Origin of the sequence: Flavobacterium sp. FlaQc-30 (genome assembly GCF_044005885.1) — a bacterium.
Classification (GTDB): Bacteria; Bacteroidota; Bacteroidia; order Flavobacteriales; family Flavobacteriaceae; genus Flavobacterium.
Genome location: NZ_JBIPCO010000001.1, coordinates 837,768 through 856,407, shown reverse-complemented (window position 1 = coordinate 856,407; position 18,640 = coordinate 837,768). Strand labels below are relative to the sequence as shown.

Annotated in this window: 20 protein-coding genes; 5 read left to right on the top strand and 15 right to left on the bottom strand. The window is 33.5% G+C overall.

Translation table 11 applies throughout. From position 1 onward, the window contains the following. Positions 1-14: 14 nt before the first annotated feature. Both ACHRV0_RS03755 and ACHRV0_RS03750 read right to left on the bottom strand, forming a co-directional pair. Positions 15-422, bottom strand: coding sequence for a DUF805 domain-containing protein (locus ACHRV0_RS03755; protein ID WP_395439950.1), 408 nt, complete (start codon positions 420-422; stop codon positions 15-17). Between the two features lie 180 nt (positions 423-602). Next, positions 603-1,550, bottom strand: coding sequence for a 2-hydroxyacid dehydrogenase (locus ACHRV0_RS03750; protein WP_089053383.1), 948 nt, complete (start codon positions 1,548-1,550; stop codon positions 603-605). A 368-nt stretch (positions 1,551-1,918) separates the two neighbouring features. Here ACHRV0_RS03750 and ACHRV0_RS03745 point away from each other — a divergent pair, with 368 nt between their 5' ends. Continuing rightward, positions 1,919-2,503, top strand: a complete 585-nt coding sequence (locus ACHRV0_RS03745; RefSeq protein WP_395439949.1) for an alpha/beta hydrolase — start codon at positions 1,919-1,921, stop codon at positions 2,501-2,503. Positions 2,504-2,768: 265 nt separating this feature from the next. Beyond that, positions 2,769-3,911 carry a Na+/H+ antiporter NhaA gene (nhaA, locus tag ACHRV0_RS03740; protein ID WP_395439948.1) on the top strand — a complete coding sequence of 381 codons (1,143 nt, stop codon included), beginning with the start codon at positions 2,769-2,771 and terminating at the stop codon, positions 3,909-3,911. A gap of 72 nt (positions 3,912-3,983) precedes the next feature. On the opposite strand, the gene proC is transcribed toward nhaA, so the two are convergent. The 13 genes from proC to ACHRV0_RS03675 form a co-directional block, all read right to left on the bottom strand. Continuing rightward, entirely contained in the window at positions 3,984-4,760 is a 777-nt protein-coding gene (gene proC, locus ACHRV0_RS03735; protein WP_395439947.1) for a pyrroline-5-carboxylate reductase, read from the bottom strand. A 181-nt stretch (positions 4,761-4,941) separates the two neighbouring features. Further along, a complete protein-coding gene (mgtE, locus tag ACHRV0_RS03730) occupies positions 4,942-6,348 on the bottom strand; it encodes a magnesium transporter (protein WP_129023725.1) in 1,407 nt (468 codons plus the stop codon). Next, positions 6,338-7,117: a 16S rRNA (adenine(1518)-N(6)/adenine(1519)-N(6))-dimethyltransferase RsmA gene (gene rsmA / locus ACHRV0_RS03725; RefSeq protein ID WP_395439946.1), complete on the bottom strand. Its 780-nt coding sequence runs from the start codon at positions 7,115-7,117 to the stop codon at positions 6,338-6,340. The genes mgtE and rsmA overlap by 11 nt, the downstream gene beginning before the upstream one ends. A gap of 154 nt (positions 7,118-7,271) precedes the next feature. Beyond that, a complete protein-coding gene (locus ACHRV0_RS03720; RefSeq protein ID WP_089053389.1) occupies positions 7,272-7,583 on the bottom strand; it encodes a DUF4286 family protein in 312 nt (103 codons plus the stop codon). A 104-nt stretch (positions 7,584-7,687) separates the two neighbouring features. Next, the gene (locus ACHRV0_RS03715) at positions 7,688-9,469 is read right to left on the bottom strand and encodes a tetratricopeptide repeat protein (protein WP_395439945.1); all 1,782 of its coding nucleotides are present in this window, start codon (positions 9,467-9,469) and stop codon (positions 7,688-7,690) included. A gap of 60 nt (positions 9,470-9,529) precedes the next feature. Then, positions 9,530-10,363 carry a prolipoprotein diacylglyceryl transferase gene (lgt, locus tag ACHRV0_RS03710; RefSeq protein WP_395439944.1) on the bottom strand — a complete coding sequence of 278 codons (834 nt, stop codon included), beginning with the start codon at positions 10,361-10,363 and terminating at the stop codon, positions 9,530-9,532. 94 nt (positions 10,364-10,457) lie between these two features. Continuing rightward, entirely contained in the window at positions 10,458-11,729 is a 1,272-nt protein-coding gene (gene serS / locus ACHRV0_RS03705) for a serine--tRNA ligase (protein ID WP_395439943.1), read from the bottom strand. Positions 11,730-11,879: 150 nt separating this feature from the next. Next, positions 11,880-13,289 (bottom strand): tetratricopeptide repeat protein, encoded by a 1,410-nt coding sequence (locus tag ACHRV0_RS03700; RefSeq protein WP_395439942.1) that lies wholly within the window; start codon positions 13,287-13,289, stop codon positions 11,880-11,882. Positions 13,290-13,318: 29 nt separating this feature from the next. After that, positions 13,319-14,215, bottom strand: a complete 897-nt coding sequence (locus tag ACHRV0_RS03695; RefSeq protein WP_395439941.1) for a hypothetical protein — start codon at positions 14,213-14,215, stop codon at positions 13,319-13,321. Between the two features lie 293 nt (positions 14,216-14,508). Beyond that, positions 14,509-15,372 (bottom strand): hypothetical protein, encoded by an 864-nt coding sequence (locus ACHRV0_RS03690; RefSeq protein WP_395439940.1) that lies wholly within the window; start codon positions 15,370-15,372, stop codon positions 14,509-14,511. After that, positions 15,348-16,055, bottom strand: coding sequence for a hypothetical protein (locus ACHRV0_RS03685; RefSeq protein ID WP_395439939.1), 708 nt, complete (start codon positions 16,053-16,055; stop codon positions 15,348-15,350). The genes ACHRV0_RS03690 and ACHRV0_RS03685 overlap by 25 nt, the downstream gene beginning before the upstream one ends. A gap of 218 nt (positions 16,056-16,273) precedes the next feature. Continuing rightward, a complete protein-coding gene (locus tag ACHRV0_RS03680; protein WP_089053396.1) occupies positions 16,274-16,816 on the bottom strand; it encodes a hypothetical protein in 543 nt (180 codons plus the stop codon). A gap of 53 nt (positions 16,817-16,869) precedes the next feature. Further along, on the bottom strand, positions 16,870-17,040 hold the full coding sequence (locus tag ACHRV0_RS03675) for a hypothetical protein (RefSeq protein WP_164975015.1): 171 nt from the start codon (positions 17,038-17,040) through the stop codon (positions 16,870-16,872). Positions 17,041-17,234: 194 nt separating this feature from the next. Here ACHRV0_RS03675 and ACHRV0_RS03670 point away from each other — a divergent pair, with 194 nt between their 5' ends. From ACHRV0_RS03670 to ACHRV0_RS03660, 3 genes are read left to right on the top strand one after another with little or no spacing between them, the layout of a single operon-like run. Further along, entirely contained in the window at positions 17,235-17,513 is a 279-nt protein-coding gene (locus tag ACHRV0_RS03670) for a hypothetical protein (RefSeq protein ID WP_395439938.1), read from the top strand. An 11-nt stretch (positions 17,514-17,524) separates the two neighbouring features. Next, positions 17,525-18,070, top strand: coding sequence for a hypothetical protein (locus ACHRV0_RS03665; RefSeq protein ID WP_395439937.1), 546 nt, complete (start codon positions 17,525-17,527; stop codon positions 18,068-18,070). A 3-nt stretch (positions 18,071-18,073) separates the two neighbouring features. Next, positions 18,074-18,631: a YdeI family protein gene (locus ACHRV0_RS03660; protein ID WP_395439936.1), complete on the top strand. Its 558-nt coding sequence runs from the start codon at positions 18,074-18,076 to the stop codon at positions 18,629-18,631. Positions 18,632-18,640 lie beyond the last annotated feature (9 nt).

Genomic DNA, 18,640 nt, shown 5'->3' with positions numbered 1-18,640 from the left:
GTATTTTAGATTATTTATATTTCAGCACTTCCTATTTCGTTTATTTCTTCAAAATCGTCCTTAGGATCTGGTCCGTAAGCATTTGTACCTCTATCCCCTTCTGTGCATAACACAATAAGCAGCCAAATAACACCTGCTATTGGAAGCAACACGATCAGAAAAAACCAACCGCTTTTACCCACGTCGTGTAAACGTCTTACCATTACTCCTAAACCAGGTAAAAAAACCAATAAGCTATAAATCGACGATAATATTCCTGAATCTGCAAGACCAAAAGTCAAACCAGCAATATTATCCAAAGTTGAAAGTATTATAGAAACAATTATAGAAGCTAGTGTATAATACCAATACTCACTTCTTCTTGCACGACCTGAAAAATTCGCATAGTTCTCAAAAACTACTTTCTTGTACCACTCAATCATAAATAATAAATTAGTTTGTTAATATTTATCGCATTTGAAGACTTTGATTATTTCTTCCTTTAATTTTTGTTAAAATCGCAACAATATTATCAAAAATTAATTTTATAAACTAATTATGACGTGAGTTTTTTCACAAGAAAAAACTCGTTATAAAATGTTAACTATTACAGTTGTCTTTGTTTACTTTTTATAAATGGCTTTTATCTTATCTACAATAACCTGCGCAAGGCGCTCATGGCTTTCAAAAGTCCATCCGGCAATATGCGGTGTTAAGATTACTTTTCTTCCATCTAAAAGATATTGGAAGGCTTCTGGTGTATTTTTGTCTTGAAAAAGCGTTTCAAAAGACAGTTTTTCATACTCTAAAACATCCAAACCTGCACCCAATACTTTTCCTAACTTCATTGTTGCGACCAAATCTGCCGTTACAATATTTTTACCTCGTGAAGTATTAATGATCCATATTGGCTTTTTAAACTCATTAATAAATGCCGCATCAACCATTTTATCCGTTTCAGGAGTCCACGGAATATGCAAACTCAATACATCGGTTTTTTCATGAAGTTCTTTTAACGATACTTGTCTGGCATTTTCATCACCTACATTATCTTGAATGTCATAGCATAAAACTTCAACATCAAATCCTCTCAGTTTTTTGGCGAAAGCTTTACCCATATTTCCATATCCAATAATCCCAACGGTTTTACCATCAAGTTCATGACCACGATTACTTTCTCTATTCCATTGACCTGAACGAATTTCATAATCAGCAATATTCAATTTATTAAAAAGAGAAAGAATCATTCCTAAAGTATGTTCTGCCACGGCATTGCAATTTCCTTCAGGAGCAGCAATTAATTCAATATCTTTATCCAAGGCGTAATCACAATCAATACTTTCTAAACCTGCGCCAACTCTTGCGATAAACTGCAAATTGACCGCTTTATCCAGAAACGTTTTGTCGATTTTGAATCGGCTGCGAATTACGATTCCATTATAATCTTGAATTTTCGCCTCAATTTCTTCTTTAGAAGAAGTAAAATCGGCATAATTTTCAAAACCAGCCTCTTCCAACTGTTTCCATAAAATTGGATGGTTACTGTCGATATGTAGAATTTTTACACTCATTTTTATTTAATTTATTAAAACAAAAATACGGTTAATTCTCTTAGTTTTTTATTGATTTATTAATCTCATAAACACTGCCCGTTTTCACTAAACCTGCACATCCTATTCAATAATTTAAAGAAATACCTTTCAAGCCAACTAACGGCTTCCGCATTCCTTAACTTTAACATCACAAAAATTAAATCACTAATAAGAGTTAATCAATTAATTTTCATAATTTTATAGATACCTGTTACTTTAAAAACAAATCATAAACCTGCCTCATTTTTTCTTAACCTAAAAAAATAATTGACCAATCGTTTAAACAAACTGATATTAAATTCTAATTAAGCAATTTACATTTTAACCACTTAAACAATAAAACAATTATGGCAACACAAGATTTAACCATTATTTTGGTTCACGGAGCATGGGGAGATGGATCACATTGGCAATATGTAATTCCTGAACTGGCAAAAAAAGGATACAAAGTGCGCAGTGTTCAAAATCCTTTAACTTCTTTACAAGACGATATAAATAAAACAAAAGATTTAATTGATGCTCAAGAAGGCAAAGTACTTCTGGTTGGTCATTCATACGGGGGAGCTGTAATTTCTGGAGCGGGAAACCACGACAAAGTTGCGGGTTTAGTTTATATTGCTGCATTTGCACCAGATGCAGGAGACAGTTTAGGAGCGCTTTTAGGACGCAGAGCCGGCTCAGGAGGCGCCAGTATCTATCCTGATCCTAAAGGATTTTTGTGGATCAAGTATGATGAATTTCACAAATCGTTTGGACAGGATTTAGACGAAGAAAGAGCTTTAGTTATGGCACTCGCTCAAAAACCAATACATGGTCAATGTTTTGGAGATCAAGCAGGCGAACCTGCTTGGAAAACGAAACCTAGCTGGTATCAAATTTCTAATCACGATAATATGATTCCGCCAGAAACTCAAAAAGAAATGGCAGAATAATTAAATCCTAAAAAAATTATTCATTTAGACGCTGGTCACGCATCTCTGGCATCAAAACCTAAAGAGGTAAGTGCTTTAATTCTAGAAGCCGCAGCAGCTCTCTAAAAAAACTTAAAACCGCCAATTTAGGCGGTTTTTTTTATGGCTTTGGAAAAGAAATACCTCATTACAAAACATCAGAATTTTTTATTGGTTATATTTTTTTTAACTTTGAAAAACAAGAGTTAAAGAAAATTCTTTCTTTCTAAATTATTATACCTTTCAAATGAAACTAACCAAAACTTTTAAAGCCTTTTTTGAAAACGAAAAATCAGGCGGGCTGCTTCTATTATTTGTTACGATTGTTTCGTTGTATCTTGCCAATTCTTCTTATGCCGCTGAATATATATCGTTTTGGGAAAAAGATTTCAATGGTCATTCTATCACGCATTGGATTAATGACGGTTTGATGACTATTTTCTTTCTATTAATTGGTTTAGAATTAGAAAGAGAAATTTATCATGGTGAATTGTCCAGCATAAAAAATGCTTCACTCCCTATAATGGCCGCTTTTGGAGGAATGCTGGTTCCTGCCGCTATATTTCTAGCGTTAAACTTTGGAACAGCGACTCAAAACGGTGCAGGAATTCCAATGGCAACAGATATTGCTTTTGCGATTGGTATTCTTTCGCTTTTAGGAAGTAAAGTTCCGTCGTCGTTAAAAGTTTTTTTAACAGCTCTTGCTGTTATTGATGACTTGGGCGCTATAATTGTAATTGCAGTATTTTACACCACTTCGATTGCTTTTGTAAATCTTGCTATTGCTTTAGGAATATGGGTTTTCTTGTTTGTTTTGAATCGAATGAAAATTCACAATCTAATTCCATATCTAATTGGCGGAGTTGTTATGTGGTATTTCATGCTTAATTCAGGTGTTCATGCTACTATTACAGGTGTTATTCTCGCTTTTGTAATTCCGTTTGGCAATGGAGATGAGCAATCTTCTTCTTATAAGCTGCAGCATTTTTTACATAAACCTGTTGCCTTTGTAATTTTACCTCTTTTTGCTGTTGCAAACACTTGTATCGCGATTGAATCTGACTGGCATGAAGGATTAAATCACCCAAATACTTTTGGAATTATTCTCGGATTGGTCGTTGGAAAACCTTTAGGAATCTTACTATTTTCGTCAATTGGTGTCAGTGCCGGATTATGCGCTTTACCTAAAAACTTAAAATGGGCGCATATTTTAGGAGCAGGAATGCTTGGAGGTATTGGTTTTACAATGTCTATTTTTATCACAATTCTTGCTTTTACAGATCCTGAAACTATTGTATTTTCTAAAATAGCGATTTTAATTGCTTCTGTTCTATCTGGTCTATTTGGTTTTGTTTACCTCAAATATGTTTTAGGAAAGAAAAAAGTCTAAAAAATAAAAAATCCTAATTCCCCACTTATCAAGTTTGGAATTAGGATTTTTAAATATTGATTTTATTTATTCTCAGCCCTTAATTTGTTTCAAAGAGGTCTTAATTCCTTTTATCAATGATGAACTGAAACCATTGTGTTCCATTTCATTTAAACCAACAATTGTACAGCCTTGAGGCGTTGTTACACGGTCGATCAATTGCTCTGGATGTACTTTTTCTTCTAATAACATTTTTGCTGCTCCTTTTACGGTTTGTGCCGCAATTGCTAAAGCTGTGTTTGAATCGAATCCAATCTCAATTCCTGCCTGCATAGAGGCACGAATGTAACGCAAAGCATACGCAGTACCACACGCACCTAAAACAGTCGCTGCATCCATTAATTTTTCATCAATTACCGGAGCTGTTCCTAAATCTTGAAATAGATCAACAATTGGCAGCGCTTTTTCGCGGTCTTTTTCTGGAAAAGAAATACAAGTTGCCGATTCTCCAAACTGCGCCGCAATATTTGGCATAATGCGCACAACTGGATATTCGTTATTTGTTTTTGATTGAAGAATATCCAAAGACAATCCGCTTACTGCCGAAGCAATTGTTTTATTTTGAATAACTGGAAGAATTTCACCTAAAACAGTATCAACTTGATACGGTTTTATCGTTAAAATCACTACATCAGCTTCGTGAATCTTATGTTTATTGTTATTAGAAACTGTAATTCCATATTCAGATAAATATTGAATACTTGCAGTGTTTCTTCTCGTTACGGTAACTTGATTGTTTTTTGAAAATTTTGCAATTCCTAAGGCAATAGAAACGCCTAGGTTTCCTCCCCCTATAATGTGTACTTTCATCCTGCTTGGTTTTAATTTATTGTTGGCTGATTAACAGCCTGTTTTTCGGCATGTAAATTACGTAGATTTTACCCATTTTAAATCACTGTAACGTATCAATTTGTGGCAAAAATCTAAAGTCGAGAATCCTTTAGCGGCTGTAAAAACCCTAATTCAATGCAGTAAACAAACTTATTTTATTTTATAACAACTTCCCTTTTAAGAGTAAGGACGCAATTGTAAAGTAAATCACTAATCCGGTTACATCAACCAAAGTAGCTACAAAAGGTGCTGATGAAGTTGCGGGATCCAGTTTAAGTTTTTTCAATAAAAAGGGTATCATTGATCCTGAAAGTGTTCCCCACAAAACAATAAATACTAATGAAAGTGAAACTGTCATTCCTATCGCCAACCAATGCTCGCCATATTCATACAATCCGCTTTGCTGCCAAACTAAAATTCTAATAAAACCAACAATACCTAAAATCGCACCAAGCAAAAATCCAGATGCAATTTCTTTTTTCATTACATACCACCAGTCTTTTAAAGTAAGTTCTTTTAAGGCCATGGCACGAATAATCAATGTTGCAGCTTGCGAACCAGAATTTCCTCCACTCGAAATAATAAGCGGTACAAATAAGGCTAGAACAACGGCTTTTTCGATTTCTCCTTCAAAAAATCCCATTGCCGAAGCGGTAAACATTTCACCAATAAACAAAACAACTAACCAAGTTGCTCTCTTTTTTACCATTTCACCAAGTCTGGTTTGAACGTAAGGAAGTTCTAACGCTTCAAGACCTCCAAACTTTTGAATATCTTCGGTATCTCTTTTTTCGATTTCATCTTTGATTACGTCGATAATATCATCAATTGTAATGCGACCTACTAAACGTCCTAATTCATCTACAACAGGAATTGCTTCGAGATCGTATTTATCCATCATACGAGCAACCTCAACATCTGGTGTTTCAACATTTACATAGTATAATTTTCTAATGTATATGTCTGAAATTTGTGTTTTTGTAGAAGTCGTCAGCAAATCTTTAAGTGATAATCTGCCTTTAAGACGATTTTCATCATCGACTACATAAATAGAATGTACTCTTGAAACATTTTCGGCTTGAATACGCATTTCTTTCACGCAAGTAAGAACGTTCCAGTTTTCATTTACTTTCACTAACTCTTTATGCATGATACCTCCGGCAGTATCTTCATCGTAACGAAGTAAATCTACAATGCTTTTTGCGTGCTCAACATCCTGAAGTTCCGAGATTACTTCAGCTTTTCTGTCTTTCGAAAGTTCACCAATAATATCTGCCGCATCATTTGTTTCAAGCTCATCAAGCTCTTCTGCAATTTCTTTTGGCGAAAGTCTGTTTAAGATTTTCTCACGTAAATCATCCTCTAATTCTAAAAGAATTTCGGCTGTTTTTTCACTGTCTAAAACCTTAAAAATATAAGTAGCATCTGCAATGTCAATTTCGTCAAGTATTTCGGCGAAATCAGCATGGTGCATGTCATTCAATAAAATTTCTAGCTCTTTATTGTTCTTAGCTTGAATAAGCTGTGCTATTTCCTTAATGAGCTCTTTACTGATTTTAAACTCCATCGGCTTCTATTTTTTGAGTCAAAACAATAAATTCCTCGACACTAAGCTGTTCGGGACGTTTATCAAAGATAGTGTCTTCTCGCAGATTATCAGATAAATTTAATGTTTTCAAACTGTTACGTAATGTTTTTCGTCTTTGCTGAAAAGCCGTTTTTACTACTGTAAAAAATAACTTTTCACCACAAGGAAGGCTATAATCTTCCTTTCGGGTCATTTTCATCACACCCGACTTGACCTTGGGCGGAGGAATAAAAACATTTTCATCTACCGTAAACAGATACTCAGTATCATAGAAAGCCTGTGCTAAAACAGATAAGATTCCATAGGCTTTGGAGCCTTTTTTCTCGCAGATTCGTTCTGCAACTTCTTTTTGAAACATTCCTGAAAACTCAGGAATCTGGTCTCTAAACTCTAATGTTCTAAAAACAATTTGAGTAGAGATATTATAGGGGAAATTTCCAATTATTGCAAATTGTTTATCTCCGTATACTTCATGTATATTGTATTTCAGAAAATCTTTAGAGATAATCTGATCTTTTAGTTTTGGATAGTTCTCGCCTAAATACGCCACAGATTCGGTATCAATTTCGATCACGTGAGTATTAATTGGTTTCTCGAGCAAATACTTAGTAAGCACACCCATCCCAGGTCCTATTTCTAAAACCTCATCATATCCTTTTAAGCTCAAAGTATCGGCAATTGCTTTTGCGATGCTTTCGTCTTTAAGGAAATGCTGTCCTAAGTGTTTTTTGGCTTTTACTTTTTCCATTTTCTATCTTGTTTTGCCGCGAGGGCGCAAAAGTATTCTTTTTGCTGCAAAGGCTCAAACTTTTTTACTACTAAGACTCAAAGACACAAAGTTTTATTTAGTTTTTGTCTCAATTCTCTAACTAAAAATGCAAAACCGAGGTTAAAACTCAAACTTAGTGCTCTGAAATAAGCTCCAATTCTGTTCTAAAAGAGAGCATTTTATCAGCAAATAACTCTAATGCTTCTTGTCGTAATTTAGGCGCATCTTCAAGATAATACTTTTCTAAAGTAGCCTTGCTGTCTGTTATATATTGAACGGAATATGTGATACCTCCCATTTCTTCTTCAACTAAAACTCTCACAATTCTTGCCGATGAGAATTTTTGAGTTGCCAAAACTTCTGGTATGTGTTTTTCCTGCATCCATTTTAACCATTGGTCGTGAACGCTTTCGTGTATATTGGTTGTAACGTTGTAAATAATCATTTTTTCTAAAGATTCTGAGATTCTAAGGTATCAAGTTTCTTTTTAGGCACTTAATCACTTATTGAATCATCGTATTATTAATTCTTTTCTTTGAAATTTGGAATTTATAAATTCTTATCCCCTCTTAACTCTCGGTATTTTTTTCTAGCATCAACAAAGTAAATACTATCCTGATGATTAAAAATTATCTTTTCATATAAAGGCTTTGCCTTTTCTGTATCATGCAATTCATCGTTGTAAATTTCTGCCGAAAAAAACAGCGCTTCATCAACATAAATTCCGTCACTGTGGTGATCGATAATTTGCTGGTATTGGCTTAAAGCCGAATTGTAATCCTTCAAACTTTCGTAAATCTTACCTAAACGCAACATTGTAACAGCTTCAATTTCCTGTCCTTTATAAGCCTTTAATATGCTTTGAAACTGCGCTATTGCTTCTGGTTTTTTATTTTGATAAATTAAAAAATCCCCTTTTGCAAACTGTTTCAAAGCCGTTTGTGTCGAATCTGCAGCTTTATTATCGTTTATTAACAAAAAATACTCTAGAGCATCATTGGCAATCAATTGTGTGTTTGCCGATTTTAATGCTTTAAACTGCGTCAAAGCCCACTCAAAATCAGTTTTAAAATAACTTGTTTTAGCGGCTTTTAAACTTGCCTCATACACCATAACATCATTCTTTAGATCTAATTGAATCTGCGAATAATAAATTAATGCCTGATTAAACTTTTCTTCTAATAACAAAATATCTGCAAGTTCCATTTTAGCGTCTGCCTGCTGATACGCGTTCAAATTTAATTCCAGCGCTTTTTTCACAATTGCCTTAGCTTCTTCTGTCTTTTTTAGATTAAAAGCTAAAAAATGCGCTTGAATTAATTGCAAAGATAAGGTAAAAGGAGTTATTTCGTAAGTTGTGAGCAATTGCTGTAACTCATTTGTAATTGCAGGATAATCTTTTTCCTGCGCTTTATCGATTTTAATCTGCATTAAACGGGCATTGCTTTCTACCAATAAATCTAAATCTTTGGTGTTTAAAAGAATGAAATTCAATATTTCTTCTGCCGTGTCAGTATCATCTTCGTTTATAGCAAACTGGCTCAGATTTACAATGCTTATTAATGATTCTGGTTCGCGTTTGTAAATTGCTTTCTCTTGAATAAATGCTTTTCCAAATTCTTTTTGCTGTACATAAAACCAGCTTAGATAATGATTCCAAAAAATATCTTGATCTTTTTGTGTTTTTAAAATCAAGGCTTTTCGCATAGCATCTTTAAATGCAGTATTATCTGTTTCCCCATTCATAAAACGGGAAAGTTGTGTTTGTATCAAATTGGCGTTTTGCGGATTCTGATACGATTCTGTCAGCAGCATATCGATCATTAGATCTGTTTTCCCAAGCTGACCGTATAACATCCCGATTTGGAAGTTAAAATTATAATTGGGCTGCACCTGCATTCCCGTTTGATATGCTTTCACCGCATATTCAAGCAAAACTTTTTTCTCAAAAGAATTACCAATTCCATAAACATCATTAGGACTTGTTTTGATTTTATCGATTGCCTGCTCGTAATACGATTTAGCCTTAGAATCATTTTTTTGCAACTGAAAATTATATCCTAATTCAACTAAAAAAATACCTTGCTTGTATTTATTATAGCGATCTTGAATCGTTTTTTCGGCAACATCATACATTTGCAGCTGCTGATAACAGTCTACCGTTCTTAAAAAATACTGTGTATTAGAGGGAGAACCTTTTAAAAGCTCTTCATAAATCAGTTTAGCTTTCTCAAAATCGCCTTTCTCGTAGTAATTATTTGCCAGTTGCTCGTTTTGCGCGAATACAAAACCAGACCACAACAAAACGATATAGATAAAGATGTTTTTCATATTCAGCTTATTAAGTTGCCGCTTTTTGTTGCCTATTGTAGAATCTGAACACAGCAATTATCAAACTCCTGCGTAATCATTTTTTTGTCTTGATTTTAAAACAATCAAAACTATGCCAATAATTATAAAAGGAATACTCAATAATTGTCCCATATTAAAAAGCATATTATTCTCGAAACTTTCTTGATTTTCCTTAAAGAATTCAATTATAAATCTAGCTAGAAACAATAGTGTCAAAAAGGTTCCAAAAATTAATCCGTTGGCATTTCTAATTCTTTCTGATTTATACATTTTAAACAAAATACCAAAAATCACTAAATAAGCAAATGCTTCATACAATTGCGTTGGATGTCTTGGAATCATATCGTCTCTTTGAAAAACAACGCCCCAATTTCCGTTAGTAGCTTTTCCGTAGATTTCTGAATTCATAAAATTCCCAAACCTGATAAATGCCCCTGTTACCGGAACTCCAACTGCCATTTTATCTAAAAGCCACAAAAACTTTACATGATATTTTCGACAATATAAAACCAATGCGATAAGAACTCCTATTGATCCGCCATGACTAGCTAAACCTTGATATCCAACAAATTTATAAACTCCTGCTGTTTCTTTTATCGGTAAAAGAATTTCTATCGGATGCTGCATAAAATATTCAGGCTCATAGAAAAAAACATGCCCTAATCTTGCACCCAAAATTGTTCCAACAATTACATAAACCAGCAGACTGTCAAGATTCTCGACAGAAAGATTTTCCTTTTTGTAAATATTCCTTACGATATAATATCCTAATAAAAGTCCGCAAGCAAAAAGCGCTCCGTAATATTTTAAAGGAAAACTATCTGTTATCCAATAAATAACAGGGTCTACATTCCAATTTAACACTCCATTCATCCTCTTCAATTTTAATTATGCTGACCGTTACAATTAAGAAAACCTAACAAGTTTAAAAAAACCTGTTAGGTTTAACCCTAAATGTACGAAATTTTTATTTTATGATGTCAAAACCGCAGTAAGGGCGTAAAACTTCTGGAATTACGATTCCTTCTGGTGTTTGATAATTTTCTATAATTCCTGCCAAAACTCTAGGCAAAGCCAATGAACTTCCGTTTAATGTGTGTGCCAATTGGTTTTTACCATCTTTGTCTTTAAAACGCAGTTTTAAGCGGTTTGCTTGAAAAGTTTCGAAGTTAGAAACTGAACTAATTTCTAACCAACGATCCTGCGCTGTAGAAAACACTTCAAAATCATAGGTTAAAGCTGATGTGAAACCCATATCACCTCCGCAAAGACGTAAAATTCTGTATGGCAATTTCAGTTCCTGCAAAATATTCTTTACATGCTCAACCATTCCGTCAAGCGCTTGGTATGAATTATCTGGGTGTTCAACACGAACAATTTCAACTTTATCAAATTGGTGCAAACGGTTTAATCCGCGTACGTGCGCTCCATATGAACCTGCTTCACGACGGAAACATGGTGTATAAGCAGTGTGTAAAATAGGCAATTCGCTTTCGTTTAAAATAACGTCGCGGAATAAATTGGTAACTGGCACCTCAGCTGTTGGAATCAAATATAAATCATCAACTCCAGCGTGATACATTTGCCCTTCTTTATCTGGCAATTGCCCAGTTCCATATCCTGAAGCTTCATTTACCAAATGCGGCACTTGAACTTCGTTATATCCTGCAGCTGTATTTTTATCTAAAAAGTAATTGATTAAAGCACGTTGTAAACGAGCTCCTTTTCCTTTGTAAACAGGAAAACCAGCTCCTGTAATTTTTACACCCAATTCAAAATCGATGATGTCGTATTTTTTAACCAATTCCCAATGCGGTTGTGCACCTTCGTGCAAAACTGGAATATCACCTTCTTGAAAAACATTCAAATTATCATCTGGAGTTTTTCCTTCTGGAACGATATCAGCGGGAAGATTGGGTAGTGTGTATAATTTATTAGTCAGCTCAACAGCCAAAGCTTCTGCTTTTTCGCCAAGTTCTTTGCTTTTTTCTTTTAATGAAACGGTTTTTTCTTTTAAAATTGCGGCTTTAGATTTCTCTCCCGCTTTCATTAATTCGCCTATGTCTTTGGACAATTTATTAGATTCAGATAAAATATTGTCTAGCTCAACTTGCGCAGCACGACGGTTTTCATCTAATTTCACCACCTCTTCAACAACGCTTTTAGCATCGATATTTCGTTTTGCTAAAGCCTTGATTACTTTCTCTTGATTTTCTCTAATAAATGCGATTTGTAACATAGCTTGTTTTTTATAACTATTGTATATTTTTTATAACGGAAGCAAATTTAAGCAAATGTTTCCTAAGATTATGACAAAGTTTTTGAGGAAAGAAATATTTCGCACATCTACATGCAGTTTCTTTAAAGGTTTGCAAAGCGTTTTTAAAGTTTACTCTTTTATCATTTTAAAAGTTTGTACTGAAGTGCCAACTGTAACTTTTAAAATGTAAAATCCAGAAAGCAGTCCAGAAACATTTATCGTTCCGTCGCTTGTTTTTCCTTTTAAAACCGACACGGACTCAAAGTTAAAAAACTCAAAATCAAAGTTTTTAGAATTCAAATTCTCAATTGTAATGGTTGTTACGGCAGGATTTGGAAAAACAAAGGGTTTGCTTTTTGCATTTTCTTTTGGCGGCATATTATTACAGGCACTTTCTAAAAGCATCTCCAGATCAAATTCATCATACGTCAAAGTATAATTTAGTTCTTTTGCTTTTGTAAATAAGCCACAGGCATCTTCGTACTTTTTTTGATCCAGATAAATGATTCCGAGGTTTTTCATAGCATACGAATTGTTTTTATCCATCTCCAAAGCGATTTTCAAATCGGCAATTCCTTTGTCCGATTCTCCAAGTTTATGATAGATTAAACCTCTAGTCGTTCTTAAATCACGTCCGCCATATCCTGTTGTTCTTTCGATAATGGCTTTTTCAGATACAAAAGCAAACATGATATTATCCATTGCTTTTTCATACTCGCCCATATCACTGTACAATCTGGCAAGTCCCCATCTCGCGTGGGCATGATCTGGTTTTGCAGCTATAATTTTCTCTAAATAATAACGTGCCAAATCATACGATTTTCGCTGCTGCAACAATGTTGCAAAATTATATAGAATGCGATAATCATTGGGCGCATTCTGGATTGCTTTAAAATAATAGTGAAACGCGAAACTTTCCATTTCAAGTGATCCATATATACTTGCAATACGATCATAAAGTTTACTTCGAAAGGAAGCCGCTTTCTTTTGCGCTGAGTCTGATAAAACTAAATTCTTGTTTTTTGGATCTTTGTCAATCGCATATTCAACCCTTTTTAAATCCTCAATTGCCAATGTTGCATTACCAAGACTGATTCTTAAAACCCCGCGATTGTAGAGATCATTAATTTTTGTTGGATTAAAATTAGTCTTTGCATTAATTTCAGTCAGCATTTTTAGTGCTTTCTTGGTAGTTTCTTCTCGATCTTTATTAAAAGGCAGTTTATGATCTACTCGACTCGTTAATTTTCCGTGCACAAAATTCCACGTTACGAGTTTTTCACCTTGTTTGTTGAGTTGATAGCAATCTCCATCTTTTTTACCTTCGTTATCAAAATAAAAAACTTCATTTAGTTTTCCACTCGAATAATAGGTTTTAGAACTGTCCGGTTTTTTATCAGCACCATACCAAATCTCGATCGAAACTACTTTATCGTCATAAAAATAACGCGTCACATTATCCGACATTTCTTTTTGCTTTTCTTGCGCCAACAAGAAAACAGGCAAAATCAATAAAACAAAAAGTAATTTTTTTAGCATTTTTTTTTCGTTTCTATAAAGACATAAAATTATAAAAATCGGTTTTGATCGTCTTTTTTAAACGAGTACATTTTACCATTAAATCGCAGCCTTTGAAATTCTTTTTTAACTTTTAGATCATTCATTTTCTGAATATCATTTTCTAAATCTTCTTCGGCAGCGGCCTCGTATGAAAATATTTTTGAAACCAATAAATCATAAAACCCATTTGACTGAGCATCAGAAATGCTAATACCGGTTTCGAGCGTTTCGATTTGATAAGTACCGCTTCCGTCTGAATCTCCATTTACTGACCGAATTGGATATTCGTACAACAATTTCTTCATTTTACTTCCGTCGAATGTCATAATCGTTAGCTTTTCCTCAGAATACACTACAACTCTGCTGTTTGAATATACTGCTGTAGTAAAAGCAATTGCTTGATTTTTTTCATCCAGTTTCAATAGATTTTTCAAAATATACGTTTTGCCGACTCTTAAACCTTCATTTTCATAATAACCAAGACCAGCATCAGATTCTTCTGCCAGAATTTTCCCGTCGCTGTTGTTTACGAAAACATATTTTCTTTCGTAAAAATTACCTCGATTTTCATCTTTTGATTTTGATTTGTTCTCTTTTCTAATAATACAAATCGCGAAAAAAGTTATTTCATCACTGTATTTAATCGAGCTGACATCTTCAATTTTAACAGCTTTGTATTCGATTTTCAAATTTTCGGATGCTTTTTTGAGCAGACTTAAATCTAATTCGTCAGAAGAAATTATGTATTCGCTATTCTTGAAAATAAGTTTTTCAACTGGTTTAGGTGTCTCTGTTTTTAGAGCCAGCGATGAAGCATTTTCCTCAATGATTTCTTTCTCTTTTTTTCCGCAAGAGGATAAAAATAGAAAAATGCCACTGAGAATTAAGTAGGTTTTAATTCTCATTGTTCTTGATTTTAATAATTAGGGGCTTCCAAATATAAAATAATCTGCTTACCCTTTTTAATTAAAATCACTTTTTTAAGAGAGCTCTTAATTTAACCCACCGGCTGTAATTATTTTCAACACATAGAAACATAGCTTTTGCAGTCTAAATTAGGCGCTTCACTTTTTTTAAATACTCATAGTCGCGCTATACGAAAGAAACGCGTTTCTTTTTGTCTTCTTTTTTACATACAAAATCTATGTTTCTATGTGTTTAATTATTGTTGTTTTGCAGTTACAATCAATGAGTTAATTTACTTATATTCTACAAGCAATTCTCTTAATTCATTCGTTTTCAAAAATACCGCAAAGCGTCCAGATAAAAGTAAAACATCTCTTTCCTGAGCGGTAATTCGCAATTTTGTTTCAACGTGAGAAGCGTATTCATACAACAGTAAAACTTCGCTTGCAGTCAATTCTGGAAATTTATCTTTATCAAGTGTTGCTACTATTATTTCGCCAACTTTATCTTTTTTAAACGCACTTTCGCCAAATTTGGTTACTAAATCTTCTTTAAAGTTCGCAAACAGCTTAATCCAACTGCTGGAATCGTCGTTTGTTGCTTTCAATTCTACAACTAAATCATTGTAATCTTGATCTTTCTCCATTTTCAGCAAATGATCTCGAATCGTAGTAAAACCAATTATCTGATAATTCTTAACAGGAATCTTATATCTTTCAAAAGTACTTTCTACATCTTTATCAAAAGTCATATATCGGGTTTGAACGGTATAAAGCGAAGCCGTTTCAAACAATGAAAGAAGACCAATTTTTGTATCGTTTATATAAGGTTCCTTTTTTCCTTGACCAAGACAGTCAATAAAAACGGCTTTTTTATTCTTATCATTTACTTTAGTATCACTATGAAGTACTTCGGCCAATGTTTTGTATCCCATATTATCCGAAGCACCGCCGTCTATAATACACAATATTTTACTTTGATCTTTGACACCAAATTTAACCTTTGGCAAAACACCCGGAAAGGCAGAACTTGCCGTAATGCCATACGTTACAGGGAAATTATATCCGTCATTAATTTCACTTTCGTTTAATGGCAAAGCAGCTCTATTTGGCGCAAGCGATGCATTAAGTTTTAATCCTTTAATAATATGCGGCATAAACGGAATTCGTTCTCCATTATTAAAAGAGCAGTTCCGTTTGCAATAAACATTGGCATCAAAGGCACAACAGTACTCTCTTTTGGAATAAAAAAATCAGACAGCAGCATTTGTTTTCCAAATTTATCTTTGTTGTCAGGATTTATAGCATCGTATTGCAAAATATCAGCATCTATACGCTGTGTCATTGATACGCGATCTCCTTTTTCGTTACGGCTGTTGTTTAAAAGCGACAATATATTGGCCGATTTATCGACATAGTCTTTGTAAGCATCTGCTTTTGAAAAATAAAACTCGTTGAAAGAACAGTTGTCTTGAAATAATTTATTCTTGAGAATGGTTAAATAATATCCTGCCGAAAAACAGCCGCCCGAAACTGTTGAATAATAGTCTATTTCGTTCAAAAAATTGCGCTGCAGATTGTTCTCGCTAATTTCTTCAAGTCCGAGAAGAACGCCCATACTAAAAAACTGCGCTCTTGAACCGCCGCCAGAAATACTTATTCCGAGTGCAATATTAGGATTCTGAAAACTGGGATCTCTTTCCTGAACCGATTTATAATCATTTAAAGAAACTGCAGGAATAGAGCTGTAATTGATTTCAGAAAAAAGATTGATTTTATTTTGAGAAATTGCTGCTTGAACAAAAAGAATCAGCAAAATTTGGCAGTATTTATTTCTCATTTTGGGCCTTTTTAAAATCTGTAAAACACTCAAAGCGAAATTAATAAAGTTATTTCACAAAATAATAGCAGGACTGCGTAAAGATTTGTTAAGTTTTACTCTTAATGAGATTCGACTATTTTAAAAGGCTTGTTTTAAAATAGTCGAATCTCATCAAAATCATTAAAACTTTTATTCTTTGAACCTTTGCTGCTCTGAACCTTTGAACCTTAAAAAGACTAAGCTCTTTTTATTTCGTGCCCAACAAACTCTTCCAAAACTGCAAATATTTCATCTACAGGAAGCACTTCAAAATCAGGATGATTTTTTAGGAAATTGGCATTTAGTTCGACCAAATTTTCGTCTAATTCAAAATAAGTGTTATTGTTCAGCAAGTCTCTTGTTGGGTTTACACCTTCGAACTTTCCTTTAAGAAATTTAGCAATTTTTACGCTGCTCAATAATTTGACTCTTTTAGCTTGTGCCTGAAATAACTCCAAATGTTTTTCGGCACCAATCAAAGTCAAACCTTCTTCAATCAATTCGTTTAATTCTTTGTTCCAACCAGAATTATAGACAAACTGCGAAAAATTACCAGCTGCATATTGCGACGCATAATAATCTAAATAATAACTCAACAAAGCATCTTCATGAATCAGATCGTCATCTACTTTTTCTTCACGCATTAGGTTGATTACCGAAATATTAGAGTTGATAATATCCTGCGGATTTTCACTTTCCATTGCTGTTTCAGAAACTATAATTCTACCGAATTCCTCCATTTTGTTTTGTTTTGAGATTATTTTAAAATTAAAGACTTAAGAAATCTACTAAGCTAAACAGCGTCAGATTCGTCGTTCTTCTTCATTTCGTTCATTTTCGCAACTAAAGCTTTCAATCGTAAAGCACGTTCTCTCTTTTCTTCTTGAAGTTTAGCTTTTTTACGATTTAGTAATTTGGTATGTAAAGCCTTGTTTTTAGTATTCTTTTCGGGTCCTTTTGCCATGATTCACATCCTAACTGTTTTGCTTTGCAAATTTCGTCGAAATAATGATATAATCAGCAATAATTTTTTGGGAGTTTTCTGTAGACTATTTATTAGTATCTCTAATAAAAACAGCATTTATTTGAACCATTTTTTTTGTAAGTTTATTACGAAATTAAAATATTTTCTATCTAAATCTTAAAACTGCCAATTCTATGAGTTTACCAAAAAATCTAACCTTATTCTATGTCGCAGGAATTCTCTCTATTATTATTGGAATAGTTTACGCTGTAATGCTGATAAACGGAAATTCTGCACCAGATGGATTAATGGGAATCTATATTTTGTTTTGGTTAATTCCTATTTTTGCGGCTGTACTAATAGATCGTTTTTTAGTCAAGAAATTTGGAAACCAAAAAGTAAATAAAGTTCAATTCTCTTTTTTGTTATTCATTGTACTTTTATGGATTATTAGAGCTATTGCTAATTTGTAATTTTAGTAATTATGAAGAAAACATCTTTACTGGTCATAATCTTATTTATTTTCTTTGGATGCAAAAAAGAAGACGATAATACACAATTTAAATATTTTGATTTTTCCTTTAATAATACTTTTGGAACATGTTTTTCAATCAAGTTTACTCCAAACGATAGTATTTATCTAAGAGAACATTGGAATAGCAATACTGCTTTTGACAGTATTAAAAGCCCAAAAAGCAAAACAAATTATATAGCATACTTAAGTAAAAAAGACAGAAGAGAACTGTCTGATTTAATATCTAAAACACAGCTAAAAAATTACAATTCCATGTACAATGAAGATTATACTGATGGAAGATTTTACATAATGTATATAGATAAAGATTCAATCAAAAAATCCATAGCGGTACATAGTCGAAAAAAAGACGTTCCAAAAGAATTAGATTCTTTAGCAATATGGATTTACAATTGGAAGAAAACCGCAAAATTAATTGAAACAAAGAAAAAATTATTCTTTTTCAGCTCCAAGTATATTCTTCCACCACCACCTCCTCCATTAAAAAGCAACTAAATCATGACACCAATCTTCTTTGCAACTCCAGAAAAATTTAGAGCATGGTTAGAAAAAAATCATGATAAAGAAACCGAACTTATAGTAGGTTTCTATAAAATGAGCACCAAAAAACCATCAATGACATGGTCTGAATCTGTAGATCAAGCGCTTTGTTTTGGCTGGATTGACAGTGTTCGAAAATCAATTGATGAAGAAAGTTATTCGAACAGATTTACACCCAGAAAAAAAACAAGCAATTGGAGCGCCATCAACATCAAAAAAGTCGAAGAACTTACAAAGGCAGGACTTATGAGAGAAGCCGGATTAAAAGCTTTTGAACTAAGATCTGACGCAAAATCTGGAATTTATTCTTATGAAAAAGAACCAGAAGTTCTAGATCCAGAATTTGAAAAACATTTTAAAGTCAATAAACCCGCTTGGGACTTTTTCGAAAATCAAGCGCCATCATACAAAAAAGTTATGATTCACTGGATTATGAGCGCCAAACAAGAAAAAACCAGACTTTCGAGACTAGAAAAAGCAATAGCAATAAGTGCTGAACAAAAACGAATGTTGTAAAAGCTGTTG